Annotated in this window: 23 protein-coding genes; 15 read left to right on the plus strand and 8 right to left on the minus strand. The window is 72.9% G+C overall.

All coding sequences use genetic code 11. The annotated features are described in order from the left end of the window. Nucleotides 1-29: 29 nt before the first annotated feature. Nucleotides 30-1160 carry a tRNA 2-thiouridine(34) synthase MnmA gene (gene mnmA, locus AAW13_RS13990; protein ID WP_046726909.1) on the plus strand — a complete coding sequence of 377 codons (1131 nt, stop codon included), beginning with the start codon at nt 30-32 and terminating at the stop codon, nt 1158-1160. 252 nt (nt 1161-1412) lie between these two features. On the opposite strand, the gene AAW13_RS13995 is transcribed toward mnmA, so the two are convergent. Continuing rightward, a complete protein-coding gene (locus AAW13_RS13995; RefSeq protein WP_046726910.1) occupies nt 1413-2189 on the minus strand; it encodes an alpha/beta fold hydrolase in 777 nt (258 codons plus the stop codon). Between the two features lie 37 nt (nt 2190-2226). Then, the gene (locus AAW13_RS14000) at nt 2227-2550 is read right to left on the minus strand and encodes a DUF427 domain-containing protein (protein WP_046726911.1); all 324 of its coding nucleotides are present in this window, start codon (nt 2548-2550) and stop codon (nt 2227-2229) included. A gap of 133 nt (nt 2551-2683) precedes the next feature. On the opposite strand from AAW13_RS14000, the gene AAW13_RS14005 reads away from it, so the two are divergent. Next, the gene (locus AAW13_RS14005) at nt 2684-3223 is read left to right on the plus strand and encodes an LOG family protein (RefSeq protein WP_046726912.1); all 540 of its coding nucleotides are present in this window, start codon (nt 2684-2686) and stop codon (nt 3221-3223) included. Nucleotides 3224-3230: 7 nt separating this feature from the next. Further along, nucleotides 3231-3938 carry an SDR family oxidoreductase gene (locus AAW13_RS14010; protein WP_071659543.1) on the plus strand — a complete coding sequence of 236 codons (708 nt, stop codon included), beginning with the start codon at nt 3231-3233 and terminating at the stop codon, nt 3936-3938. 15 nt (nt 3939-3953) lie between these two features. On the opposite strand, the gene AAW13_RS14015 is transcribed toward AAW13_RS14010, so the two are convergent. The 3 genes from AAW13_RS14015 to AAW13_RS14020 form a co-directional block, all read right to left on the minus strand. After that, a complete protein-coding gene (locus AAW13_RS14015; RefSeq protein ID WP_046726914.1) occupies nt 3954-5183 on the minus strand; it encodes a cytochrome P450 in 1230 nt (409 codons plus the stop codon). A gap of 61 nt (nt 5184-5244) precedes the next feature. Beyond that, nucleotides 5245-5331 carry a hyalucidin A family RiPP precursor gene (locus AAW13_RS47955; protein WP_466574575.1) on the minus strand — a complete coding sequence of 29 codons (87 nt, stop codon included), beginning with the start codon at nt 5329-5331 and terminating at the stop codon, nt 5245-5247. A 6-nt stretch (nt 5332-5337) separates the two neighbouring features. Continuing rightward, on the minus strand, nt 5338-6546 hold the full coding sequence (locus tag AAW13_RS14020; protein ID WP_079178811.1) for a cytochrome P450: 1209 nt from the start codon (nt 6544-6546) through the stop codon (nt 5338-5340). Nucleotides 6547-6792: 246 nt separating this feature from the next. Here AAW13_RS14020 and AAW13_RS14025 point away from each other — a divergent pair, with 246 nt between their 5' ends. The 7 genes from AAW13_RS14025 (at nt 6793) to gatB (ending at nt 16420) form a co-directional block, all read left to right on the plus strand. Further along, nucleotides 6793-7794: a methionine synthase gene (locus AAW13_RS14025; protein ID WP_046726915.1), complete on the plus strand. Its 1002-nt coding sequence runs from the start codon at nt 6793-6795 to the stop codon at nt 7792-7794. A 12-nt stretch (nt 7795-7806) separates the two neighbouring features. Beyond that, on the plus strand, nt 7807-10002 hold the full coding sequence (gene ligA / locus AAW13_RS14030) for an NAD-dependent DNA ligase LigA (protein WP_046726916.1): 2196 nt from the start codon (nt 7807-7809) through the stop codon (nt 10000-10002). A 213-nt stretch (nt 10003-10215) separates the two neighbouring features. After that, nucleotides 10216-12471 (plus strand): putative bifunctional diguanylate cyclase/phosphodiesterase, encoded by a 2256-nt coding sequence (locus AAW13_RS14035; RefSeq protein ID WP_046726917.1) that lies wholly within the window; start codon nt 10216-10218, stop codon nt 12469-12471. A gap of 383 nt (nt 12472-12854) precedes the next feature. Further along, nucleotides 12855-13151, plus strand: coding sequence for an Asp-tRNA(Asn)/Glu-tRNA(Gln) amidotransferase subunit GatC (gatC, locus tag AAW13_RS14040; RefSeq protein WP_018544665.1), 297 nt, complete (start codon nt 12855-12857; stop codon nt 13149-13151). 6 nt (nt 13152-13157) lie between these two features. Next, entirely contained in the window at nt 13158-14651 is a 1494-nt protein-coding gene (gene gatA, locus AAW13_RS14045) for an Asp-tRNA(Asn)/Glu-tRNA(Gln) amidotransferase subunit GatA (RefSeq protein WP_046726918.1), read from the plus strand. Continuing rightward, on the plus strand, nt 14648-14890 hold the full coding sequence (locus AAW13_RS14050) for a hypothetical protein (protein WP_046726919.1): 243 nt from the start codon (nt 14648-14650) through the stop codon (nt 14888-14890). Before gatA ends, AAW13_RS14050 begins: the two co-directional genes overlap by 4 nt. Before the next feature lie 15 nt (nt 14891-14905). Beyond that, the gene (gene gatB, locus AAW13_RS14055) at nt 14906-16420 is read left to right on the plus strand and encodes an Asp-tRNA(Asn)/Glu-tRNA(Gln) amidotransferase subunit GatB (protein ID WP_046726920.1); all 1515 of its coding nucleotides are present in this window, start codon (nt 14906-14908) and stop codon (nt 16418-16420) included. A 56-nt stretch (nt 16421-16476) separates the two neighbouring features. On the opposite strand, the gene AAW13_RS14060 is transcribed toward gatB, so the two are convergent. Continuing rightward, nucleotides 16477-17274, minus strand: coding sequence for an SAM-dependent methyltransferase (locus AAW13_RS14060; protein WP_046726921.1), 798 nt, complete (start codon nt 17272-17274; stop codon nt 16477-16479). A gap of 186 nt (nt 17275-17460) precedes the next feature. Between AAW13_RS14060 and AAW13_RS14065 the strand changes: the two genes are divergently transcribed. The 5 genes from AAW13_RS14065 to AAW13_RS14085 all read left to right on the plus strand — a co-directional run bounded on the left by AAW13_RS14065 (nt 17461) and on the right by AAW13_RS14085 (nt 22701). Then, entirely contained in the window at nt 17461-17793 is a 333-nt protein-coding gene (locus tag AAW13_RS14065) for a hypothetical protein (RefSeq protein ID WP_240528618.1), read from the plus strand. Between the two features lie 64 nt (nt 17794-17857). Next, nucleotides 17858-18430, plus strand: a complete 573-nt coding sequence (locus AAW13_RS14070; protein ID WP_046726922.1) for a GNAT family N-acetyltransferase — start codon at nt 17858-17860, stop codon at nt 18428-18430. Nucleotides 18431-18465: 35 nt separating this feature from the next. Beyond that, a complete protein-coding gene (locus tag AAW13_RS14075; protein ID WP_046726923.1) occupies nt 18466-19113 on the plus strand; it encodes a hypothetical protein in 648 nt (215 codons plus the stop codon). 154 nt (nt 19114-19267) lie between these two features. Beyond that, entirely contained in the window at nt 19268-19513 is a 246-nt protein-coding gene (locus AAW13_RS14080) for a hypothetical protein (protein WP_420855462.1), read from the plus strand. Nucleotides 19514-19674: 161 nt separating this feature from the next. Next, complete coding sequence (locus tag AAW13_RS14085; RefSeq protein ID WP_107483322.1) at nt 19675-22701, plus strand: helix-turn-helix transcriptional regulator; 3027 nt, start codon at nt 19675-19677, stop codon at nt 22699-22701. Here the strand turns inward: AAW13_RS14085 and AAW13_RS14090 are convergent. Both AAW13_RS14090 and AAW13_RS14095 read right to left on the minus strand, forming a co-directional pair. Beyond that, on the minus strand, nt 22689-23861 hold the full coding sequence (locus AAW13_RS14090; protein WP_240528621.1) for a PQQ-dependent sugar dehydrogenase: 1173 nt from the start codon (nt 23859-23861) through the stop codon (nt 22689-22691). The genes AAW13_RS14085 and AAW13_RS14090 overlap by 13 nt on opposite strands. 217 nt (nt 23862-24078) lie before the next feature. Continuing rightward, nucleotides 24079-25077, minus strand: coding sequence for an aldo/keto reductase (locus AAW13_RS14095; protein ID WP_046726943.1), 999 nt, complete (start codon nt 25075-25077; stop codon nt 24079-24081). Nucleotides 25078-25091: the final 14 nt, after the last annotated feature.

The raw sequence follows: 25091 nt of genomic DNA on the forward strand, positions 1-25091 counted from the left end.
TTCCCGTGCCCCCGTACCCTGGAGGGGCTATGACTGACACCCCGCAGCGCTCCCGTCCCCTCCGCGTCCTCGCCGCCATGTCGGGCGGCGTGGACTCCGCCGTCGCCGCCGCCCGCGCGGCGGAAGCCGGCCACGACGTCACCGGCGTCCACCTCGCGCTCTCCGCGAACCCGCAGTCCTTCCGCACGGGCGCCCGGGGCTGTTGCACCATCGAGGACTCCCGCGACGCCCGCCGTGCCGCCGACGTCATCGGCATCCCGTTCTACGTCTGGGACCTCGCCGACCGCTTCCGCGAGGACGTCGTCGAGGACTTCGTCGCCGAGTACGAGGCCGGCCGCACCCCCAACCCCTGCCTGCGCTGCAACGAGAAGATCAAGTTCGCCGCGCTCCTGGACAAGGCGCTGGCCCTCGGCTTCGACGCGGTGTGCACCGGCCACTACGCGCAGATCGTGACCGGCCCGGACGGCTCCCGCGAACTGCACCGCGCCTCCGACATGGCCAAGGACCAGTCGTACGTCCTCGGCGTCCTCGACGAGAAGCAGCTCGCGCACGCGCTCTTCCCGCTCGGTGACACGGTCACCACCAAGGACGAGATCCGCGCGGAGGCCGAGCGGCGGGGCCTCGCGGTCGCCAAGAAGCCCGACTCGCACGACATCTGCTTCATCGCCGACGGCGACACCCAGGGCTTCCTGGCACAGCGGCTCGGCAGGGCCGAGGGCGACATCGTCGACGAGTCCGGCGCGAAGATCGGCACCCACGAGGGCGCGTACGGCTTCACCATCGGCCAGCGCAAGGGCCTGCGGATCGGCACCCCGGCCGCCGACGGCAAGCCGCGCTACGTCCTCGACATCTCACCGGTGAACAACACGGTCACGGTCGGCCCGGCGGCCGCCCTCGACGTCACCGGGCTCACCGCGATCAAGCCCCGCTGGTGCGGCACCGCCCCCACCGCACCCGGCGTCTACACCGCGCAGCTCCGCGCCCACGGCGGCGAGACCGAGGTGAGCGCGGAACTGGTCGACGGCACCCTGCTGGTCACCTTCACCGAACCGGTCCGCGGCGTCGCCCCCGGCCAGGCGATCGTCCTGTACGACGGCACCCGCGTGGTCGGCTCGGCGACGATCGCCACCACGGCTCGCCGGGAAGCTGCCACAGCCTGATCATCGAGAACGCGCAGGAGCCGGTACCGGCCGACCGTCCGGGAACCGGCTGCTGCCCCGGGCCGTCGGGTAGGGGACGGTCCCGATGAGGCGGTAGCCGGTCGAGTCCACCAGCGCGTCGCGGACGGTCGTGCTCTCACCCGTCGGGTTGTCCGGTCGAGCACGATCAGCGTGAAGTGGCGGTCGGCCACGACCGCCCCGAAGCCTGCCACGCCCCACAGCGCGGCCCGCGCGAGGCCGGGCAGGGGCGCGCTACGAGAAGAACTCCGCCAGCGTCGGCCCGAGCGCCTCCGGGTCCACCATGTGCGACTGGCCCTCCAGCGTCCGGTACGTCCCCCGGGGTGCCGCCTCGGCCACCGCCCGGGCCGCCTCGCGCATCCAGGCGGGACTCGCGCCGCCCCCGAGGGACAGCACGGGCACCGTGATCGAGGCCAGCCGGTCCTGGGGCACCAGGCCGTCGCCCAGCACGGCGTCGTCGTACGCGAGGCTGGGCGCGAGCGCCTCCATGCCGGGCCACATGGGGGACTGGCGGGCACCCTGGATCATCTCCTCGGCCAGGCCCGTCAGCCGCAGGAACAGCTCGACCGCGTCCCCGCGCCGGCCGTGCTCCAGCGCCTCGGTGAGGCGGCCGGTGTACTCGGCCCGCTCCTTCGCGCCGCCCTCGTAGACGGCGTACGGCACCTCGTACACGGCCACGCGACGCAGCGGCAGCCCGCTCGCCGCCGCCTCGAGGGCCAGCGCGCCGCCCGACGAGTGGCCGTACAGCGACGCCTCGCCGCCCACCGCCTCGATCAGCGCGGCCAGGTCCTCGACCTCGCGGGCGACCTCGTACGGCTTGGTGTCACCGCTTGCGCCCCGGCCCCTGCGGTCGTAGGAGACGACGGTGAAGCGGTCGGCGAGGGGGACGGCGAACGGCGCCACCGTGGCCCCCGTCGACATCGCCCCGCTCACCAGGATCACCGCGGGGCCGTCACCGGTGCGTTCGTACGCGACGGGGGTCCCGTCGTGAGAAATGGTCTTCTTGTCCATGCCTCAGCAGACTGCCCCAAGGCGCGGAACTAATCGCTCACGACACCTCGACGTCGTAGAAGCAGAGGTGGTCCTTGATCCGGGCGACGTCGGCCTTGGGCTCGGGGTACGCCCAGACCAGGTCCGGCGCGTCCGGCAGGGACCAGTAGGACGCGGCCCCCTTGAAGGGGCAGACGCTGTGCGACTCGGAGGGCGCGAGCAGATCGAGCCGCACGTCGTCCGCGGGGATGTAGTAGCGCGGGGGACAGCCGGTCTCGTGCAGCACGAGGGCCCGGTCGCTCTCGGCGAGAACCAGATCACCGTGCGTCACGCGCACGTGCCGGTCACTGTCTTCGATGGTGATGGTGTGTCCTGAGGCCATATGAGGTTGACGACAGGAGCCGCCGACTTGTTCCCGGCGTTCAGCGGGGCGCCCCGGCAGGGGCGCGGGGAACCGCGCGACCAGCCCCCGGGCACCCGCGGCCGCCGCACCACCCCGTGCCTACCCTGAACGCATGCGAATCTGTGTCTTCCTCTCCGCCGCCGACCTCGACGACCGCTACACCGGCCCCGCCCGCGAGTTCGGCAAACTCATCGGCGAGGGCGGCCACGCCCTGGTCTGGGGAGGCTCCGACAGCGGTCTCATGAAGGTCGTCGCGGACGGAGTCCAGGAAGCCGGCGGCAAGCTGATCGGCGTCTCCGTCGAGTTCCTCGCCAACAAGGCCCGCCCCGGCGCCGACGAGATGGTCATCGCGGCCGACCTCGCGGAGCGCAAGCGGCTGCTGCTGGAGAAGGCCGACGCAGTGGTCATCATGGTCGGCGGCACCGGCACCCTGGACGAGGCCACCGAGATCCTGGAGCTGAAGAAGCACGGCCGCACGGACAAGCCGGTCGTCCTGCTGAACACCGCCGGTTTCTACGACGGCCTGGCCGAACAGTTCCGCCGCATGGCCGCCGAGGGCTTCCTGCCCCGCCCGCTGCCGGAGCTGATGCACGTCGCCGCCGAACCCGCCGACGCGCTCGCCTACCTGGAGGCCGGCCGCCAGGGCAGCTGATGCGAGCATGGCCCCCATGGCAACTCATGTGATCACCGGCGCCGGATCGGGTATCGGTGCCGCCGTGGCCCGCAGGCTGCACGCGCGCGGGGACGAACTCGTGCTGCACGCGCGCGACGCGGGCCGCGCCAAGGAACTCGCCGCGGAGTTCCCCGGCGCCCGCACCCTGGTCGGCGACCTGGCGGACCCGGACAAGCTCTCCTGGGCCTTCTCCCACCAGTCGCTCCCGGACCGGGTGGACTCGCTGCTGCACATCGCCGGTGTGGTCGACCTGGGCCAGGTCGGCGAGCTGACCCCGAAGTCCTGGCGGCACCAGCTGAACGTCAACCTGATCGCGCCGGCCGAGCTGACCCGGCACTTCCTGCCCCCGCTCCGCGCCGCCCGCGGCCATGTGCTGTTCGTGAACTCGGGCGCGGGACTGAGCGCCCACGCGGGCTGGTCGGCGTACGCGGCCTCCAAGCACGGCCTCAAGGCCCTCGCCGACTCGCTCCGCCAGGAGGAGTCCGGCAACGGTGTCCGGGTCACCTCGGTCTACCCGGGCCGCACGGCGAGCCCGATGCAGGCGAAGGTCCACCAGCAGGAGGGCAAGGAGTACGACGCGTCCCGCTGGATCGACCCGGAGTCGGTGGCGACCACCGTCCTGACCGCCCTGGACCTCCCGGCGGACGCGGAGATCAACGACCTGACCGTGCGCCCCGGCCCGCAGCCCCGCTAGGACCTGCCGGCCCGCTCACCGCAGGGCCAGCCGGCCGTGGAAGTTCTCCGGTACCGGCGCGAACCGCAGGGCCATCGTGACCGCCTCCGGCTCGGCCACGGTCAGCCGGTAACGGGTGCACAGCAGGTGGCACAGGGCCATCAGCTGGACGACGGCGATGTTCGCGCCGACACACTTCTTCGGAGCCCAGCCGAACGGCACGTAACAGGTGCGGTCCGCGGGCCCGTGCGGCGCGCCGGGCAGGAAGCGGTCCGGGTCGAAGACATCGGGCCGCCGCCACACCCGCTCGTCGCGATGGATCAGATGCGGGCTCAGCAGATACCACTGCCCCGGCTCCAGCCGGGTGCCGCCCAGGTCGAACCCGAACGAGGAGCGGCGCACCAGCAGCAGCGGCGGGCTCCACATCCGCAGCACCTCCTTCACGAACCGGTGCGTCACCGGGGCCGCCCGGGTGGGGGCCGTACGGAACTCCACCGGGTCCACGGCGCCCAGTTCGGCCTCGAGCCGGCGCTGCCACCCGGGATGCCGTACGAACTCGTACAGCACGCTCGCGGCGGCGGTGCCGGGCGGGCCCCCGATGGCGGTGAGGACCGTGGTCACCACGTCCAGCGCCCGGTCCATGCCGAGTTCGGGCAGCAGGTCCACGAAGGGGTCGGCGAGGTCCGGCTCGCGCCCGCGCCGACCGCGGGCGCGCTGCCGGAGCACCCGGCGGACCACCAGCCCGGCCCGTATCTGGACGCCGACATGGCGCAGGTGGTGCAGCACACCGCCCGGTGTCGCCGAGACCAGCCGGGCCAGCTTCATCTCCAGGTCCCGGCGCACCACCTCCGCCTCGGCGCCGGTGAGTCCGCCGAGCGCGACGGGCAGCAGCGAGCGCAGCGCCACGTCCTGCATCAGCATCGTCAGATCGGTCTCCGTGTCCTGCCCGGCCCGCGCGTCCAGCACCCGCTGCATGCGCTCGATCAGCAGGCCGTGCTGCTCAGCCGTCGCGAGGGCGTGCAGCTGCGTGAGCCACGCCGACCGGATCCGGCTCCACCGCATCTCGGGGCTGTGCCGCCGGCGGACCATGTCGACCAGCCGGTCCTGGAGGACGAACCGGTGCCAGTTCGTGGCGCTGACCCTGCGCGCCGCCTCCGGCTCGAAGACGCCGAGCCGCTGGTCGTCGACCCAGAAGACGCCGTCCTCCCGGGCGCTGCGCAGCCGCAGGTCGCTCAGGAAGTCCTCGGGATGCTGCGGGGTGGTCATCGTGGGCTCTCCCCTTCTGGGGGCGCGGGGAGCGGGCCGGTGGCTCCCCGCGCCGGGCCGGTCAGATGTGGTGGTACAGGTACCAGAACTGCCCGTACGTGCGACGGACGTTGAGGACCGACTTCGTCTTGAGGTACAGCGCGCGCATGCTGGTTCACCTCCTCTCGGGACAGCCGTCAAGGCGGCTCAGCGTCGCGGTGAACCGCGGCGGAGCCAGCGCGGGACCCACCTGGGGCCCGGCGCCGTCAGGGGCGGCCGACGGGGCGGACGACACCCGCCAGTCACGGGTCAGGAGGCCTACCAGGTCCTCCAGCAGCCGTACGGTGACGGTCGCGCCGGCGCAGGTGTGCGGACCGTGCCCGAACGGCAGGTAGGCGGCGTCGGGCACGGCCCCGGCCCAGCGCTCGGGGACGAACTCGTCGGGCCGTTCCCAGTGCCCGGGGTGCCGGTGCACCAGGTAGCTGCACACCATGAGCCGGTCCCGGGGCGTGACCCGCACCCCGCCCAGCTCCGTTGCCCGGCTCGGGGTGCGGGCGAACAGCCAGGCCACCGGCCACAGCCGCAGCGCCTCGCGCACGATCCAGGACGGCGGTGCGCCGGCCCGCTCGGGGTGGGTGGCCAGCAGGTGGACCGACCAGCCCAGCGCGAACCCGATCGACCCGGCCGTGGCGAACACGAACGACAGGTACACCTCGACGAGTTCGCGTGGATCCGCCGCGGGGCCGCCCCCGCCGACGACGACGTCCATGAGGTCGCGCGGCCCGGCCGGATGGCCGGGCGGGCGGGGCGCCCGCTGCCGGGCCCGTGTCTCCGCGTGCAGGGCGGCCAGCGCGCGGCGCCGGAACAGCAGCCGGGACGGCGCCGAGTGGCGTCCCCGGGCGCCCGCCAGCACCGCCCGGGAGACGATCGCCTCCACGGTCGTGTGCAGGTGGGGCGGCGCTTCGGGGTGCAGCAGCACATCGCGCAGGTGCCGCAGTACGAGCCGGTTCCCGGCGTCCGGCCACTCGCTGCGCGGTGCCAGCAGCTCGGCGACGAGACGGGGCAGGTCGGCGCGGTGCTCCCGCAGGTGACGCTGGATCAGGAGGCGGGCCGCGCGGCCGATGGCGACCTGGGCGGCACGCGGCCCGAAGACGCCGGCGCGGTGATGGTAGAAGTCGGAGGTGTCCGCCACGACGCCGTGCCGGTTGCCCATCACGGCACGGGCCACCTCGGGATCGGCCACGCACACCCCGCCGGCCGGTGCCGAGCGCCACACCCCGGTCCCGCCGTCGAACTCCGCCGTCAGCAGGGCCAGCGCGTCATCGCGCCGTACGGCCGGGCCGGCACCGCCGGGCCGGGGACCTGCGGGTGACGACGACGTCATGGGTGTCCTCCCGGGGCGGCGCGGCGCGTTTCGCCGACGCCCCCAGCCTGGAGAGCGCACGCCTCCGTGTCGCCCGTCGTGCCACTGAACGGAACGGCGTGGTGAGGGCGTGACAGGGAGATGTTCGCGGGGCAGCGGCGGCGGCCGGGTCCGGCCGCGCGTGCGGGTGCGGCGCGGCGCGGGGCGACGCACGGCCCGCCGCGCACCGGCGCACACCGCACCGGCCGCCCCGCATAGGCTCCTCATGTGAACGCACACCCCACCTTCGGCCCGGCCACCGGTGTCGGCTCGCTTCCCGGCGGCGACGCCCGGGAGGCCGCGAAGACCGCGACCGGCAGCTTCGAGGACTTCCCGTTCCTGCCCGAACTGCCCGCCCGGGGCCCCGGCGCCGACATGATCGGCCGTACCGCGGGCCTGCTCGTCGAGCTGTACGCGCGCGTGGAGCCAAGCGGCTGGCGGATCGGCGACCGGCCGGGCCGGGACACCCGGCGGGCGCGGTCCTGGCTGGGGGAGGACCTGGACGCGCTGGAGGAGTTCACCCAGGAGTACGAGGGACCGCTGAAGGTGCAGGCGGTCGGGCCCTGGACGCTCGCCGCCGCCCTGGAACTGAGGAACGGGGAGTCGGCCCTCTCCGACACCGGCGCCTGCCGCGACCTGGCCGCCTCGCTCGCCGAGGGCCTGCGCCTGCACCTGGCCGAGGTTCGCCGCCGCATCCCCGGCGCCCATGTAGTGCTGCAACTCGACGAGCCGTCCCTCACCGCCGTCCTGCGCGGCCAGGTGAAGACCGCGAGCGGCTACCGCACCCACCGGGCCGTGGACCGGCAGGTCGTCGAGTCGACCCTGCGGGACGTCGTCGGCGTGCACGCCGACGGCCCGGTGGCCGTCCACTCCTGCGCCCCCGACGTCCCCTTCGCGCTGCTGCGCCGGGCCGGGGCGGACGCCGTCTCCTTCGACTTCTCGCTCCTCACCGAACGTGACGACGAGGCGATCGGCGAGGCCGTGGAAGGGGGTACCCGGCTGTTCGCCGGTGTCGTGCCGGGCACGGACACCCCGTTGTCAGACCCTGCCGGTAGCGTCATGGGTGTCAGGACGCTGTGGCGCAGGCTGGGGCTGCGACCGGAGCTGCTCGCGGAGACCGTCACGGTCACCCCGTCGTGCGGGCTCGCGGGTGCTTCCCCCGCCTACGCCCGGCAGGCGCTCGCCCACTGCGTCCAGGCGGCGAGATCACTCGCGGACAACCCAGAGTAACGGGAGGAAAAGGTGGCCGGCGACAAGCAGCAGGCTCAGACGGCGGTGCCCGCCGAGGCACGGGAGCAGCACGGGCGGCTCGCCGAGCAGGTCGAGGAGCACCGCTTCCGGTACTACGTGAAGGACGCCCCGGTCGTCAGCGACGCCGAGTTCGACCAGCTCCTGAAGAGCCTGGAGGCGCTGGAGGACCGGTACCCGCCGCTGCGCACCCCGGACTCGCCGACCCAGAAGGTCGCGGGCTCGTACGAGACGGAGTTCACCTCGGTCGAGCACCGCGAGCGGATGATGTCGCTGGACAACACGTTCAACGACGACGACCTCGCGGCCTGGGCCGAGCGGATCCACCGGGAACTGGGCGAGCAGGCCTTCCACTTCCTGTGCGAGCTCAAGGTCGACGGCCTCGCCGTCAACCTCACCTACGAGCGCGGCCGCCTCACCCGCGCGGCGACCCGCGGCGACGGCCGCACCGGCGAGGACATCACGCCCAACGTCCGTACGATCGCGGAGATCCCGGACCGGCTGAACGGCGACCGGGTCCCGGACCTGGTGGAGATCCGCGGCGAGGTCTACTTCCCGATGGAGAAGTTCGCCGAGCTCAACGAACGGCTGGTGGCGGCCGGTGACAAGCCGTTCGCCAACCCGCGCAACGCGGCGGCCGGTTCGCTGCGCCAGAAGGACCCCCGCGTCACCGCCTCCCGCCCGCTGCACATGGTCGTCCACGGCATCGGCGCCCTGGAGGGCTTCGAGGGTCTGGGCCGCCTCTCCGAGGCGTACGACCTGCTGAAGACCTGGGGCCTGCCCACCTCCCGGCACAACAGGGTGGTCGACGACCTCGACGGCGTACGGGAGTTCATCGCCTTCTACGGCGAGAACCGGCACTCCGTGGAGCACGAGATCGACGGGGTCGTCGTCAAGCTCGACGAGATGCGCCTCCAGGGCCGGCTCGGTTCGACGGCCCGCGCCCCGCGCTGGGCGATCGCCTACAAGTACGCGCCGGAGGAGGTCAACACCAAGCTGATCGACATCAAGGTCGGTGTCGGCCGTACCGGGCGGGTCACCCCGTACGCGCAGGTCGAGCCGGTGACGGTGGCGGGCAGCGAGGTGGAGTTCGCGACCCTGCACAACCAGGAGGTCGTCAAGGCCAAGGGCGTGCTGATCGGCGACACCGTGGTGCTGCGCAAGGCCGGTGACGTGATCCCGGAGATCCTCGGACCGGTCGCCGACCTGCGCGACGGCAGTGAGCGGGAGTTCGTGATGCCGGCCGAGTGCCCCGAGTGCGGGACACCGCTGCGGGCCATGAAGGAGGGCGACATCGACCTCCGCTGCCCCAACGCCCGCACCTGCCCCGCCCAGTTGAGGGAGCGGGTGGCGTATCTCGCGGGCCGGGAGTGCCTGGACATCGAGCACTTCGGCGGGGTGGCCGCGGCGGCCCTCACCCGGCCGCTGGAGCCGGCCGACCCGCCGCTGGTCGACGAGGGCGACCTCTTCGACCTCACGGTGGAGAAGCTGCTGCCCATCAAGGCGTACGTCCTCGACCCCGACAGCGGACTGCCCAGACGCGATCCGAAGACGGGCGAGGAGAAGGTCGTCACGGTCTTCGCCAACCAGAAGGGCGAGCCCAAGAAGAACACCCTCGCCCTCCTCCAGCACATCGAGGAGGCGAAGACCCGGCCGCTCGCCCGCTTCCTCAACGGCCTGTCCATCCGGCACGTCGGACCGGTCGCCGCGCAGGCGCTGGCCCGCGAGTTCCGCTCCATCGACCGCATCGAGCAGGCCACCGAGGAGGAGCTGGCCGGCATCGAAGGCGTCGGAGGCATCATCGCGACCGCGCTCAAGGAGTGGTTCGCGGAGGAGTGGCACCGCGAGATCATCCGAAAGTGGAAGGCCGCTGGAGTCCCGCTGGAGGACGAGTCCACCGGCGAGGACGAGGGACCGCGTCCACTGGAGGGACTCACCGTCGTCGTCACCGGAACGCTGGAGCACTACACCCGGGACGGCGCCAAGGACGCGCTACAGAGCCGCGGGGCCAAGGTGACCGGCTCGGTGTCCAAGAAGACGTCGTTCGTGGTCGTAGGTGACAACCCGGGATCGAAGTACGACAAGGCGATGCAGCTGAAGGTCCCCGTCCTGAACGAGGACGGATTCGTCGTCCTTTTGGAGCAGGGGCCCGAAGCGGCGGCCGAAGTCGCCCTTCCGACCGGCGAGTAGCGGTTGAAGGCCACCCGTTCGGCGCATACCAGATGCATACGGGTGGCCGGGTCGCAATCGGGCAACCGTCCACGACCGCTGCCCGCGAAAGCCTTCCGCGGCCTACTGTTGAGACGTGCGCCTGCCGTGCCCAGCTGCGGTCGGGGCATTCCCGTGCTCGCGCAGGGCACGGACCGCATGGCGTGGGCACCGCCGGCTGTGAGAGGGACGGGAATGGAACCGACCGAGAGCGCCGCCCCGGGCGCACGGCTGCCGCTGCGCCGACGGGCGTGCGCGTGGCGGGAGAGCCGGGGGGCGGCGCGGGGCGACCGGCGCGTCGGCGTGCCGGTCACGAGCCTCGCGGCGGACGCCCGCGACCCGCTGCCGCTGGCCGCCGTCGAGCCGGTGCCCCACCTGCCCGGTCTGCCCGGTCTGCCCGGCTCCGAGCACGACCACGACCGGCACCTGTCCTGGCCCGCGCTGCCCGCCGGGGTCGTCGCGGTCGCCGCGTTCGTCCTCGGCGCCGGCTTCTACCGCGCCTTCACCGACAACCACGCCCTCTTCCCGTCCGGCACGGTCGGCTGGTCGCTGGCCGTGCTGACCGGCATCATCGTCGGCCACCTGGTGCTGCTCGGCCGTGCCCGCTGGTGGGGCGGCACCGGCTCCGGCGCCGCCCTCACCCTCGCCGTCCTGCTGCTGTACGGCTGGGTCCCGGCCGGCATGGTCAGCCTCACCGTCGTCGTCCTGGTCGGCATAGCCCGGCGCCACCGCTGGCGGCAGGGCGTCCTGCACGGCGCGGTGGACATCCTCGGCATCGGCGCCGGCGCCCTCCTGCTCGGCGCCTTCGGCCGCGTACCGACCGTCGAGTCCCCCTGGAACCCCGGCAGCTGGAGCGTCACCACCGCCCCCGAGGTCGTGCTCGTCGCGGTGGCCTACCTCGCCGTCACCCGCGCCCTGCTCTGGTACCTGCACCTCCCGCGCGGCGGCGGAGTGCCCACCGTCGCCCGCACCGCGCTGGTGCGACAGGGGCTGGTCGCGGTCGCGCTGCTCGGTATCGCCCCGCTCGTCTGCGTGGTCGCCGTCGCCCAGCCGCTGCTGCTCCCGCTGTTCTCCATCCCGCTGGTCGCCCTCGACTCGACCCTGTGGATAGCCCGGGCCCGCGCCGAGGAACAGCTGCGCGACCCGCTGACCGGACTGCCCAACCGGCAGTGGCTCCTGGAGCGGATCTGGACCGCCCTCGACGACGCCGAACGCATCGGCGCCCGCTCCGCCCTCATGCTGATCGACCTCGACCGGTTCCGTTCGGTCAATGACACGCTCGGTCATCTCGCCGGTGACCGGCTGCTCCTCCAGATAGCCGACCGGCTGCGGGCCGCGCTGCCGCGCGGTGCGGAGGCGGCCCGGCTCGGCGGCGACGAGTTCGCGGTCTTACTGCCCGTCGCCGACTCCACGACCTCCGCGACCCGGGTGGCCCGCAACCTGGTCACCACCCTCTCCTCCCCGCTCGACCTCGACGGCCTCACCCTCGTCCTGGAGGCCAGCGCCGGTGTCGCCGTCTTCCCCGACCACGCCGTCGACGCGGAGGGGCTGCTGCGCCGGGCGGACGTGGCGATGTACCAGGCCAAGCGGGACCGCACCGGCGTCGAGGTGTACGAGTCCAAGCGGGACTCCAACACCCCGGACCGGCTGGGTCTGCTGGGCGACCTGCGGCGCGCCCTGGACGCCCACGAGGTACAGCTGCACTACCAGCCGAAGGTGCGCTTCGACGGCCAGGTGGCCGGACTGGAGGCCCTGGTCCGGTGGGTGCACCCCGAGCGCGGCAAGGTGCCGCCGGACGAGTTCATAGCGATCGCCGAGTCCTCCGGGCTGATGCCCCATCTGACGGAGTACGTCCTGGAGACCGCGCTCGGGCAGGTCGCCGAGTGGCGGGCGCAGGGGCTGCGGGTGCCGGTGGCGGTCAACGTCTCCCCGCGTGACGTGCACACCCCCGGGTTCGCCGGTTCGGTGGCGGCCCGGCTGGCCAGGCACGGGGTCCCGGCGGGGGCGTTGCAGCTGGAGATAACGGAGCACGTGCTGCTGGAGGACCCGCAGCGGGCCGCGGACACCCTCGCCGGGCTGACCGGGCACGGCGTGAAGATGTCGCTGGACGACTTCGGCACCGGGTACTCGTCACTGGTGCATCTGCGGCGGCTGCCGGTGAGCGAACTGAAGATCGACCGGTCCTTCGTGGCCCGGCTGGCCGTGGACAACGAGGACGCGGAGATCGTGCGCTGCACGGTCGACCTCGCGCATTCGCTGGGGCTGCTGGTCGTCGCGGAGGGCGTGGAGGACGACGAGACCTGGGAGCGGCTGCGGGACCTCGGGTGCGACGCCGTCCAGGGGTGGCTGGTCGCCGCCGCGATGCCGCCCGAGGAGGCCACGGCGTGGCTGCTGGCACGGGGGTCGCGGGGGTGGCAGCGCCCGCGCGCGGCACTCCCGGCCGCCGAGTAGCCGCCCGTCCCGCGTGGCGGTGCCGTGCCGTCGGCGGCTGTCCGTCCGCCGTGGTCGCTCGCGCGGTTCCTCCCCCAGCCTCCGGCCGGCCCCCAGCGCTCCCAGGGGGCGCTGTCGGTGGCGCCGGCCAAACCGTTTAACAGCCATCGGGCCCCGCCCCATAGGATTGGGTGCTGGCGTCACATTTCCGCCTGCCTCGCGACGCCTGGCACGCACGCTCGCCGCGTTGCCGAATCGCCCACGTGGCTCCGCCACGAGGGCGCTCCGGCGCCTTGCGATCGCACGCGCCAGACGCCGCGAGACCCGCCCTTCGGGCGGACGGCGGAAATCTGACGCCAGCACCCCGCCCCAAACCACACACACTCACCCCAGAGGAACGCTGCATGCCTGGCATCACGCGCGAGGAGGTCGCCCACCTCGCCCGGCTGGCGCGTCTGGAGCTGAAGCCCGAAGAACTCGACCACTTCGCCGGCCAGCTCGACGACATCATCGGCGCGGTCGCCCGCGTCAGCGAGGTCGCCGACCAAGACGTACCGCCGACCTCTCACCCGCTCCCGCTGACGAACGTCATGCGCGCGGACGAGGTCCGTCCCTCGCTCACCCCCGCGCAGGCGCTCTCCGGCGCCCCGGCCCAGGAGCAGCAGCGTTTCAAGGTGCCGCAGATCCTGGGGGAGGACTAGACAGCCATGACGGACATCATCAAGCTCACGGCCGCCGAGACCGCCGCGAAGATCGCCTCCGGCGAGCTCACCGCGGTCCAGGTCACCGAGGCCCACCTCGCCCGGATCGAGGCCGTCGACGAGAAGGTGCACGCCTTCCTGCACGTCGACCGCGAGGGCGCCCTGGCGCAGGCCCGTGCCGTCGACGAGAAGAAGGCCCGCGGCGAGCGGCTCGGCCCGCTGGCCGGCGTCCCGCTCGCGCTCAAGGACATCTTCACCACCGAGGGCATCCCGACGACCGTCGGTTCGAAGATCCTGGAGGGGTGGATCCCGCCGTACGACGCCACCCTCACCAAGCGGCTCAAGGCCGCCGACGTCGTCATCCTCGGCAAGACCAACATGGACGAGTTCGCCATGGGGTCCAGCACCGAGAACAGCGCGTACGGGCCGACCGGCAACCCGTGGGACCTCACCAGGATCCCCGGCGGCTCCGGTGGCGGTTCCTCCGCCGCGCTCGCCTCCTTCCAGGCGCCGCTCGCCATCGGCACCGACACCGGCGGCTCCATCCGCCAGCCGGCCGCCGTCACCGGCACGGTCGGCGTGAAGCCGACGTACGGCGCGGTCTCCCGGTACGGCATGGTCGCCTTCTCCAGCTCCCTGGACCAGGGCGGCCCGTGCGCCCGTACGGTCCTGGACGCGGCGCTGCTGCACGAGGTGATCGCCGGGCACGACCCGCTCGACTCCACCTCCGTCGACGCCCCGGTCCCGCCGGTCGTCGAGGCCGCCCGCAACGGCAGCGTCGAGGGCATGCGCGTCGGCGTCGTCAAGCAGTTCCGCGGCGAGGGTTACCAGGCCGGTGTCATCCAGCGGTTCGACGAGTCCGTCGCCCTCCTCAAGGAGCTGGGCGCCGAGATCGTCGAGCTGGACTGCCCGTCCTTCGACCTCGCGCTGTCGGCGTACTACCTGATCGCGCCGAGCGAGTGTTCGAGCAACCTCGCCCGCTTCGACGGCCTGCGCTACGGCCTGCGGACCGGCGACGACGGCTCGCACTCCGCCGAGGAGGTCACCTCCCTCACCCGTGAGGCGGGCTTCGGCCCCGAGGTGAAGCGCCGCATCATGCTCGGCACCTACGCCCTGTCGAGCGGCTACTACGACGCCTACTACGGCTCCGCCCAGAAGGTCCGCACGCTCATCACGCGCGACTTCGAGAAGGCCTTCGAGCAGGTCGACGTCATCGTGTCGCCCACGACGCCGACCACCGCCTTCGCGATCGGCGAGCGCGCCGACGACCCGATGGCGATGTACCTGGCCGACCTGTGCACCATCCCGACGAACCTCGCGGGCAACGCGGCGATGTCGCTGCCCTGTGGTCTCGCCCCGGAGGACAACCTCCCGGTGGGTCTCCAGATCATTGCCCCGGCGCTCAAGGACGACCGCCTTTACAAGGTCGGAGCCGCTGTCGAGGCCGCCTTCGTGGAAAGGTGGGGGCACCCGCTCCTTGAGGAGGCACCGTCGCTGTGAGCAACGCACTGTCGAAGGCCAAGGGCTTCAAGAAGTCGAAGTCCGGTACGTACCTGTCCATGGCCACCACCGCGTTCGGCGCGGTGAGTGTCGCCAAGCAGATCAAGAAGGCCCGCGCCGAGCACGACACGCTCCGGCTGATCGACGCCACGGTCTCCGCCGTGGCGATCGTGACCGGCCTCGCGATCCTCTACCGCGAGCTGAAGCGGCTGGGCGACGACGACGTCCTGCTGGGCTGAGAGGGAAGTTTCACCGTGACCACCACGACCGACCTGGTGTCGTACGAGGACGCGCTGGCGTCGTACGACCCCGTCATGGGCCTTGAGGTCCATGTCGAACTCGGCACCAAGACCAAGATGTTCTGCGGGTGTTCGACCGAGCTGGGCGCCGAGCCCAACTCGCAGACCTGCCCGACCTGCCTCGGCCTGCCCGGCGCGCTCCCGGTCGTCAACGCGACCGGCGTCGAGTCAGCGATCAAGATCGGTCTCGCGCTGAACTGCGAGATCGCCGAGTGGTGCCGCTTCGCCCGGAAGAACTACTTCTATCCGGACATGCCGAAGAACTTCCAGACCTCCCAGTACGACGAGCCGATCGCCTTCAACGGGTACCTCGACGTACAGCTGGAGGACGGCACGTCCTTCCGCGTGGAGATCGAGCGCGCCCACATGGAGGAGGACACCGGCAAGTCCACCCATGTGGGCGGTGCGACCGGCCGTATCCACGGCGCCTCGCACTCGCTGCTGGACTACAACCGCGCCGGCATCCCGCTCATCGAGATCGTCACCAAGCCGATCGAGGGCGCGGGCGAGCGTGCCCCCGAGGTCGCGCGGGCGTACGTGCGTGAGCTGCGCGAGGTCATCCGGGCGCTCGGCGTGTCCGAGGCCCGCATGGAGATGGGCCAGATGCGCTGCGACGTGAACCTGTCGCTGCGCCCGAACGGCACCGAGAAGTTCGGCACCCGCTCCGAGACGAAGAACGTGAACTCGCTGCGGTCCGTGGAGCGCGCGGCCCGTTTCGAGATCATGCGGCACGCGGCCGTGCTGGGCGGCGGCGGGACGATCATCCAGGAGACCCGGCACTTCCACGAGGACACCGGGTCGACGACCTCGGGCCGCGTGAAGGAGGAGGCCGAGGACTACCGGTACTTCCCGGAGCCCGACCTGGTCCCCGTGGCGCCCTCGCGCGCGTGGGTGGAGGAGATCCGCGCGGCGCTGCCGGAGATGCCGCTGGCCCGCCGCACCCGTCTCCTCGCCGAGTGGGACATCTCGGCCACCGACATGCAGGCGATCCTGAACGCCGGTGCGCTGGACCTGATCGTCGCCACCATCGACGCCGGAGCCGACGCGGCATCCGCCCGCAAGTGGTGGATGGGCGAACTGGCGCGCAGCGCCAACGAGTCGGGCACCTCGCTGGACGAGCTGGCGATCACCCCGGCACAGGTCGCCCGGGTCACCGAACTGGTCTCGAAGGGCGACCTCAACGACAAGCTGGCGCGCCAGGTCATCGAGGGCGTCCTCGCGGGCGAGGGCACTCCGGACGAGGTGGTCGACAAGCGTGGTCTGAAGGTCGTGTCGGACGAGGGCGCGCTCGGCAAGGCCGTCGAGGACGCGATCGCCGGCAACCCGGGCATCGCCGACAAGATCCGCGGCGGCAAGGTGGCCGCGGCCGGTGCCCTGGTCGGCGCGGTCATGAAGGCCACCCGCGGTCAGGCCGACGCGGCCCGCGTCAAGGAGCTGATCCTGGAGCAGTTGGGCGTCAGCGAGGGCTGAGCGACCCCGGTTCGCAGGGTACGGCCCCGGAGGCAGCGCCTCCGGGGCCGTACCCGTCAGAGGCGGCGGCCGACGACCCGGACGAAGCCGAGCGTGCGTCCCTGGTCGGCGCGGAGCGTCTCGGCGACCTCACGGGCCATCGTGCGATGGAACTCCTCCGGGCTCTCCTCCATGACCACCTCGCACCACAGCAGCCAGTCCCGCCAGCCGTCCGGCTGCCAGTCGGCCGTCTCGACCTCCACGGCCCCGCTGCGGGTCCAGTGGCGGTGCCACCAGGCGGCGGAGTGGAAGCACCAGTAGCCGGGGTCCCACCACGGCTTCAGGTGCTCCGGCGGCTCGGTGCCGGTGATCTCCTCCCGTAGCGCCGGCACCACCACTCCGATCCGGCCCCCGGGCTTCAGCAGCCGGGTGAGCGTGGGCAGATAGAGGTCGTCGGTGCCGAAGTACTGGTACGCGTCGATGCTCACGACCGCGTCGAAGCCGCCCTCGGCGAAGGGCAGGTCGTGCGCCTCGGCGTGCACGGGCTGCACCCGGTCGGCGAACCCGGCCTCGGCGATGCGCCGGGCGTTGTCGTCCGGCTTGACCCACAGGTCGGCGGCGGTGACCTGGGCGTGGAACTCCCTGGCCAGGAAGATCGAGGTCATCGCCCGGCCGCAGCCCAGGTCGAGGACGCGCGCGCAGGGGCGCAGGGTGTCCAGGCCGAGGGCCGGGGCCAGCCATTCCAGCAGCCACAGGGCGTGCGGGCCCATCTGGTTCTCGACGGCCCACCGGGCGTCGTAGGTGCTGCTGAGGGGGTAACGGGGCAGGGTGAGACGGTCAGTCAGGCGGTCGTCCGTGATCCCGGAATCGGACATCGGTGAACGGGCTCCTTGTGATCTTCGTAGTGGAAGGCGATGCGTAGGAGCTCGTTCGAACCGGCAAACAATGCACCCGCTTCGGTCGTCGGCGAGGGGCCGGACAAGGCTGACCAGCGGAAGCTAGCAGTTGTGGAGGTGCTCCGCAGCCGCTTTTCCCAGGTGCGGGTACTACGCTCGCCCGCCATGACCGCACACGCCGAGTCCGGCACCGAACCGGAGACAGCCGAACCGGAGACAGCCGAGGTGGAGGCGGCCGACGACGAGGACGTCATCGAGGACGCCCGCCGGGCCCGCTGGACCGCCACCGTCACCGGAGCGCTGCTGGCCCTGATGGGGCTCACCGCTTCCTCGATGCGGCTGGGCGGGGTGCCCGCCCTCGTGCCGACCGCCTACGGCTCCGGGGCCGTCGTCTGTGTGGTGGCGTCGGCGCTGGGGGCCAGGGGGCGCACCCGGGTGGCCCTCTGGCTGATGGTCCTGGGGACCATGGTGATGGCCCTCGGAGACCAGTTCGACTGAGGTGCCGGCCGCCCATGAGAGGGTTGGCATGGTCTGGCGGAACTGGAGAAGGAGCGACGCCCGGATGTACGCGATGTCCCTGGGTGACGGCGCCGAACTGCGGCCCCTGGAGGTCTGGCACGCCGAGGAACTGCTGGCCGCCGTCGACCGGGGGCGCGAGTTCATCGGACGGCACGTCCCGTTGCCCGAGGTGATCCCGGACCTGGACGGCGCCCGCGCCTACCTCCGCGGCTACGCCGACAAGCGGGCCGCCGACGCCGGCAGCCTGCACGGGCTGTGGCTGGACGGGCGGCTCGTCGGCGGGCTGCTCTTCCGGACCTGGGACACGGCCGAGGGGGTCTGCGAGGCCGGCTGCTGGCTGGAGCCCGCGGTCACCGGGCGGGGGCTGGTCACCCGGGGCATGCGCGTCCTCGTGGACTGGGCGTTTGACGAGCGTGGCATGCACCGTGTGGAGTGGCATGCGTCGTCGGCCAACGAACCGAGCATCAACGTGGCCCGGCGGCTGGGCATGACCCGCGACGGCGTGCTGCGGGAGAACTACCCCCACCGGGGCGTGCGCACGGACACCGAGGTCTGGTCGGTGCTGGCCCCCGAGTGGCGTGCGGCACGCGCGCGTACCGCACAGCACGATCATTAAGAGACCTCTCAGACAGCGTCCGTACGGTGCGAGGTATGGGAACGAAGACAGTGGACGGGGCCGGGACCGGCGCCGAGGCGAAGAACGACCAGAAGGCGACCGAGGAGGCGACGACTGCCGTCACCGAGGCCCCTGCCGAGGGCGCGGAGAAGGCTCCCGCCGAGGCGGTGGAGAAGGCTCCCGCCGCAGGTGAGGCTGACGCAGCGGTCACCGAGGCGGACGCGGACGAGTTCGACGACCTCACCGAGGAGGAACTGGCGGCCCTCGCCGAGGAGGAGCCGGAGGGCCCGTCCGGGGTCGGGCAGGGTGCCGGTGCCGTCGTCTCCGTCGCGCTCGGCCTGGTCTCCCTCACGGGTGGCTGGATCGGCACGGTCGCCGCGGCCCGCGAGACCCTCATCGGCCAGCTCCAGACCTCGTCGACGGCGAGCGTCGCCAAGCAGGTCAAGGAGGTCTACGGCGACGCGTGGCAGACCACCGCGCTGTGGGCCGGCCTCTTCGCGCTGGTCGCGCTGGTCACCGGTGTCGTGGTGCTGGTCCGGCCCGCCTTCGGGGCCCCCGGCAGGACGCAGGCGCCGTGGATCAAGTCGGTCGCCTGGGCGGGTGTCGCGCTCGCCGTCATCGGCCTGCTGCTGGCCGTCCTCAAGTACTCCGACGCACTCCTCGGGCTGCCTTCGACCAGCTGAGGAAGCGGCGGGAACAACGCAGGTCACCAGGGGCCTCAGGTCGTCCGTAAGTACCTTACGGACGACCTGAGGCCCCTTACGCGCGTCCGGGGCCCCGCGGCCGCCCGAAGATGCGGAACTCTCCCGATGTGGCGCACCCCCCTGGGAGACGAAGGTGGAGGCATCGCGGACAGCGAAGTCCGGACACCACCTCTTCCAGGAGAACCCGATGCTCGCGTACGAACTCCACCAGATCCGTTCCGCCGAACTGCGCCGGCAGGCCGCCGACGCCCGCCTCGCCCGCGAGGCCGTCCGCTTCCGCCGCGCCGCGCGCCGCGCGGAGACGACCGGCGGCGCCGCCGAGCCGGACGGCGCCCATACCGCCGGCCGCGGCGGGCGCCGGCTCCCACGCCCGGCATGACCGGGCCCCGGCCGGGCGCCGACGCCCGTCCGAAGGCCGGGAGGACAGCCACCGGCGGCCGTACGGGGGTCGGCCGCCGGTACTCCTCCCTGCCGTCAGCTCGTACGACAAGCGCACCGGCGCTGTGGAAAACCGCTGCCGTCCCCTCCGCGCCGCGTGCGATGCTCTGGCCTGTGGAGACCAGGTCCGTGAGTCCCGTGTTCGTAGGCCGCAGCGACGAGTTGGAGGCACTGAACGAGGCGCTCGCCCGTGCCGGGGCCGCCGAGCCGCAGGCGCTGCTGCTCGGCGGCGAGGCCGGCGTCGGCAAGACCCGGCTGGTCGAGGAGTTCGCCACGGCCGCCTGCCGCGGCGGCGCGGTCGTCGCGGTCGGCGGCTGTGTCGAGATCGGCGCCGACGGCCTGCCGTTCGCCCCTTTCTCCACCGCTCTGCGCACCCTCCGGGCCGCCCTGCCCGACGAGTGGGCAGCGGCCGCCGCGGGCCAGGAGGAGGAACTGGCCCGGCTGCTGCCCGAACTCGGCGAGGCCACCTCGAGCCGCCACGACGAACAGGGCATGGCCCGCCTCTTCGAACTCACCGCCCGCCTCCTGGAGCGGATCGCCGCCGACCGCACGGTGGTCGTCGCCCTGGAGGACCTGCACTGGTCCGACGCCTCCACCCGCCACCTCCTCGCCTACCTGCTGCGCACCCTGCGCACCGGCCGGCTCGTCGTCCTCGCCACCTACCGCTCCGACGACATCCACCGCCGCCACCCGCTGCGCCCCCTGCTCGCCGAGCTCGACCGGCTGCGCACCGTCCACCGACTCGAACTCGCCCGGTTCAACCGCGAGGAGGTCGGCCGCCAGATCGCCGGCATCCTGGCCGCCGAACCCGACCCCGCCCAGGTCGACGAGATCTTCGAACGCTCCGACGGCAACGCCTTCTTCGTCGAGGAACTGGCCGTCGCCGCCGCCGAGGGCTGCTGCACCGGCCTCACCGACTCGCTGCGGGACCTGCTCCTGGTACGGGTCGAGGCACTGCCGGAGAGCGCCCAACGGGTCGTCAGGATCGTCGCCGAGGGCGGCTCCACCGTCGAGTACCGGCTCCTCGAGGCCGTCGCCCGGCTCGCCGAGGACGACCTGATCGAGGCGCTGCGGGTCGCCGTCGGCGCCAACATCCTCACCGCCACCCCGGCCGGTGACGGCTACCGCTTCCGGCACTCCCTGGTCCGCGAGGCCGTCGCCGACGACCTGCTGCCGGGCGAACGCTCGCGGCTCAACCGGCGGTACGCCGAGGCACTGGAGACCGACCCCGCCCTGGTGCCGGCCGAGGCGCGGGTGACCCGCCTGGCCAGCTACTGGTACCAGGCCCACGACCCCGCCAAGGCCCTGCCCGCCGTCCTCGACGCCTCCGTCGTGGCCCGCCGCCGGCACGCCTACAGCGAGCAACTGCGGCTCCTGGAGCGGGCGATGGAGCTCTGGGACACCGTCCCCGAGGAAATCCGCGCGGCCCTGCGACCGGTCGACTACACCGACGTCTACCCGCCCTGCGGCTGTGACCCGGCCACCACCCCGCTGGGTTACCTCGACCTGATGGCGGAGGCGGCGGTCGCCGGCCGCTACTGCGGGGAGCGGGAACGTGCCCTGAAGATCACCAAGAAGGCCCTGCGGATCCTCGGGGAGGACGACGACGCGCAGCGCGCGGCCTGGTTCTGGGTGCAGCGCTCCCGCCTCGTCCAGGGCCTGGGCCGCGGCGACGGCTGGCAGGAACTGGGTACCGCCCAGGACCTGGTGCGCGGCCTGCCGCCCTCGGAGGTGCACGCCGACGTGCTGGCCAACGTGGCCGCCTGGTCGATGCTCCACGAACCGGGCCCGGAGGCCTTCGCCGCCGCCGAACGGGCCGTCGAGTACGCCCGCATGGTCGGCGCCCGCGAGATCGAGCTCAACGCGCGCATCACCCTCGGCTGCCTCATGGTCGACGCGGGTGACGTGGCGAACGGACTGCGGGAGCTGGAGCGGGTCAGGGAGGCCGCGCTCCAGGAGGGCATCACCCATGTCGCGGGCCGCGCCTACGTGAACCTGCCCTCCGAACTGGAAGCGGTCGGCCGGTCCCGGGAGGCGGTGCCCATCCTGCGGGAGGGCCTGGTCTTCGCCCGCCGGTTCGGCCTGCTGGACTCCGAGGTGTGGATCTGGGGCAACCTCTCCGACTCGCTGTACACCCTCGGCCAGTGGGACGAGGCCGCCGAGGCCGCCGCCGGTGCCCTCGGCTCCGCGGCCAGCGCCAAACCCCGGGGCGCCGGCGCGCTGGGACTCGCCCACATCGCCCTCGCCCGGGGCGACGTCGAGGAGGCCGCCCGCCGCCTCGCCGTCTCCCGCACCCACTACGGCAGCCACGACCCGATGCCGCAGGCGCTGCTGCCGCTGGCCCGGATCGCCGTCGGCGTGGCCGCCGCCGAGGGCCGGCTGCTGGACGCCCGTACCGAACTGGACCGTGCCCTGGCGTTCGGCTTCCCGCCCGGCGCCCAGCGCTACGGCTGGCCGCTGCTGCTGGCCGCCGGCACCGCCGAGGCCGACGCCCGCGCCCTGTCCGCGGCGGCCGACGGCCGCGCCGACGTCCTCGACCGGCTCGCCGAGGCCGCCCGCACCCTCACCACCGGCGCTCCCGTGTGGCAGGCCTACGAGCGCTGGACCCGCGCCGAACTGCACCGCGCCCGGGGCACCGACACCGCCGCCCTCTGGTCGGACGTGGTCCTCGACTTCGAGACCCTGGACCGCCCCTACGACCTCGCCCGGGTCCGCCGCCGCCTCGCCCAGGCCCTGCTGGAGGAGGCCGCCGGCGACGAGGAACGCGAGCGCGCGAGGGACCTGCTCCGGCTGGCCGGCGCGGTCGCCGAGCACCTGGGTGCCCGTCCGCTGGCCGAAGCCGTCGCGCTGCTCGCCCAGCGGGCCCGCCTGACCCTCACCGCCCGCACGCCCGGGCGGGCCCTCGACCCCGCCGAAAGGCTCGGTCTCACCAGCCGGGAGCGGGACGTCCTGCGCCTGGTGTCGGCCGGCCGCACCAACCGCCAGATCGCCGAGGAGCTGTTCATATCCCCGAAGACGGCGAGCGTCCACGTCTCCAACATCCTGGGCAAGCTGGGCGTAGCGGGCCGGGGCGAGGCGGCGGCGATGGCGCACCGGCTGGAGCTGTTCCCGGTGGGTCAGGTGACCTGAAGCTCCAGGATCCGGTCGTCGCCGGCCTTGGGCCTGCCCCGCCCGTCCGTGTTGCTGGTCACCAGCCACACCTTGTCACCGCCCGCGGCGACGACGGTCCGCAGCCGGCCGTACTCGCCGGTGAGGAAGGCCTGCGGCGCGGCGGCCGCGGTCGTGCCCTTGAGGGGGATGCGCCACAACCGCTGCCCCTTCAGACCCGCCATCCAGATCACGCCGTTCACGTAGGCGATACCGCTGGGAGAGGCGTCGTCGGTGTGCCACTGGGCGATCGGGTTCACGTACCTGGGGTCGCTGGACCTGCCCTCCGCGTTCGGCCAGCCGTAGTCGCCGCCGGGCTTGACGGCGTTCAGCTCGTCCCAGGTGTCCTGGCCGAACTCCGAGGCGAACAGCCGCTGCCTGTCGTCCCAGGCCAGGCCCTGCACGTTGCGGTGGCCGTAGGTGTACACGGGGGAGTCGGGGAACGGGTTGCCGGGGGCCGGATCGCCCTCCGGCGTCAGCCGCAGGATCTTCCCGCCCAGCGACTTCCGGTCCTGGGCGAGACCGCGCCGGCCGCTCTCCCCGGTGCCTGCGTAGAGCATGCCGTCGGGGCCGAAGGCGATCCGGCCGCCGTTGTGGATGAACCCCTTGGGGATGCCCTTGAAGACCGTGTCGGGGGCGCCCAGCTGCTCGCCGGCCGGTTTGGCCCCGTCCCACAGCATCCGCACGATCCGGTTGTCGGAGGCCGAGGTGAAGTACGCGTAGATCATGTGGTCCGAGGCGAAGCCGGGGGAGAGGGCGATACCGAGGAGCCCGCCCTCACCGGCGGCGGCCACCCCCGACACCGTGCCCAGCTCGGTGATCTTCCCGGTCTTCTCGTCCACCTTGCTGATCGTCCCGTCGTCCCGGTCGGAGACCAGCAGCCCGGCCCCGTCCGGCAGCGGCGCGAGCCCCCAGGGCGACTTCAGCCCCTCGGCCACCGTACGCACCAGCTTGACCGACCCCTTGGCGGGCGCGACGGCCTCGGCGGACGCCGACGCACCGCCCGACGCACCGCCCGACGCACTCCCGGCCCAGGACGGCGTGGGAAGCCCCTCCCCACCACCACCGGAGGAACACCCGGCCACCAGCAGCAGCCCGGCCGCAGTCAATACGGCGGTCACACCTCGGCGTTGCACGATCAGGACCCCTTCCACAGCTCTCCGCCCGACGTTAGTGCAGCGCCCCTGTCGGAGGCGTGGGGAACCGCGCGACCAGCCACGACGCGGCCGCACGAACCGACGACGGCCGCACGAACCGACGACAGAAACCCGCGACCCCTCAGCAGTCCCCGCAGTCCCCCTCAGCAGTCCCCTCCCTCTCAGCAGTCCCCGCAGTCCCCCTCGGTCCCCGCAGTCCCCCTCAGTCCCATGACCCCTGCGCCGCGGGCAGCCGCCCCAGCTCCGCCAGATCCTCCGCACTCAGCCGCACGTCCCCCGCCCCCGCGTTCTCGGCGGCCCAGCGCTCCTGCTTCGTCCCCGGCACCGGAACCACGTGCCGCCCCCGCGCCAGCACCCACGCCAGCGCCACCTGAGCCGCGGTGACCTCGTCCCCGTGCCGCCCCGCGACCCTCCGCAACCCCGCGACGATCGGCTGGTTCGCCGCCATCATCTCCGCCGTGAACCGCGGATGCCGGGCCCGCAGATCGTCCGGCTCGAACCCCTCACCCGGCCTGAGCGTCCCCGTGAGGAAACCATTCCCCAGCGGCATCGCCGCGAGAAACCCCACCCCCCGCGCCTCGCACCACGGCAGCAACGCCTCCAGCGCCTCCGGCGACCACACCGACAGCTCCGCCTCGACCGCGCTCACCGGAAACACCTGCTGCACCCGCCGAAGTTGCCGCAGCGTGGCGTCGTGCATCCGCGCCCCCGACCTGCGCCCCCCGCGCGCCCCCACGGCGCACAACCCCAGCGCGCGCACCTTCCCCGCCTGCACCAGTTCCGCCATCGCGCCCCAGGTCTCCTCGACCGGGACCTCGGGATCGGCGCGGTGCAGCTGGTAGAGGTCGATGACGTCGGTCTGGAGCCGGCGCAGCGACGCGTCGCAGGCCCGCCTCACGTACCCGGGGCGGCCGTTCGCCACGATGTGCTGGTCGCCCACCAGCAGCCCCACCTTCGTCGACACGAAGGCCTCCGCCCGCCGCTCCTTGAGCACCCGTCCCAGCAGCAGCTCGTTGGTGAACGGACCGTACATGTCCGCCGTGTCCAGCAGCGTCACCCCCAGGTCCAGCGCCCGGTGCACCGCTCTCACCGACTCGTCGCCCCGCTGCCGCGACCCGTTGTACGCCCAGCTCATCGGCATGCACCCGAGTCCGACGGCCCCCACCGCGAGCGCCCCCGCGCCGATCGTCCTGCGCTCCACCAGCCCGTGAACCT

This window comes from Streptomyces humi (genome assembly GCF_001005085.2).
GTDB lineage: Bacteria > Actinomycetota > Actinomycetes > Streptomycetales > Streptomycetaceae > Streptomyces > Streptomyces humi.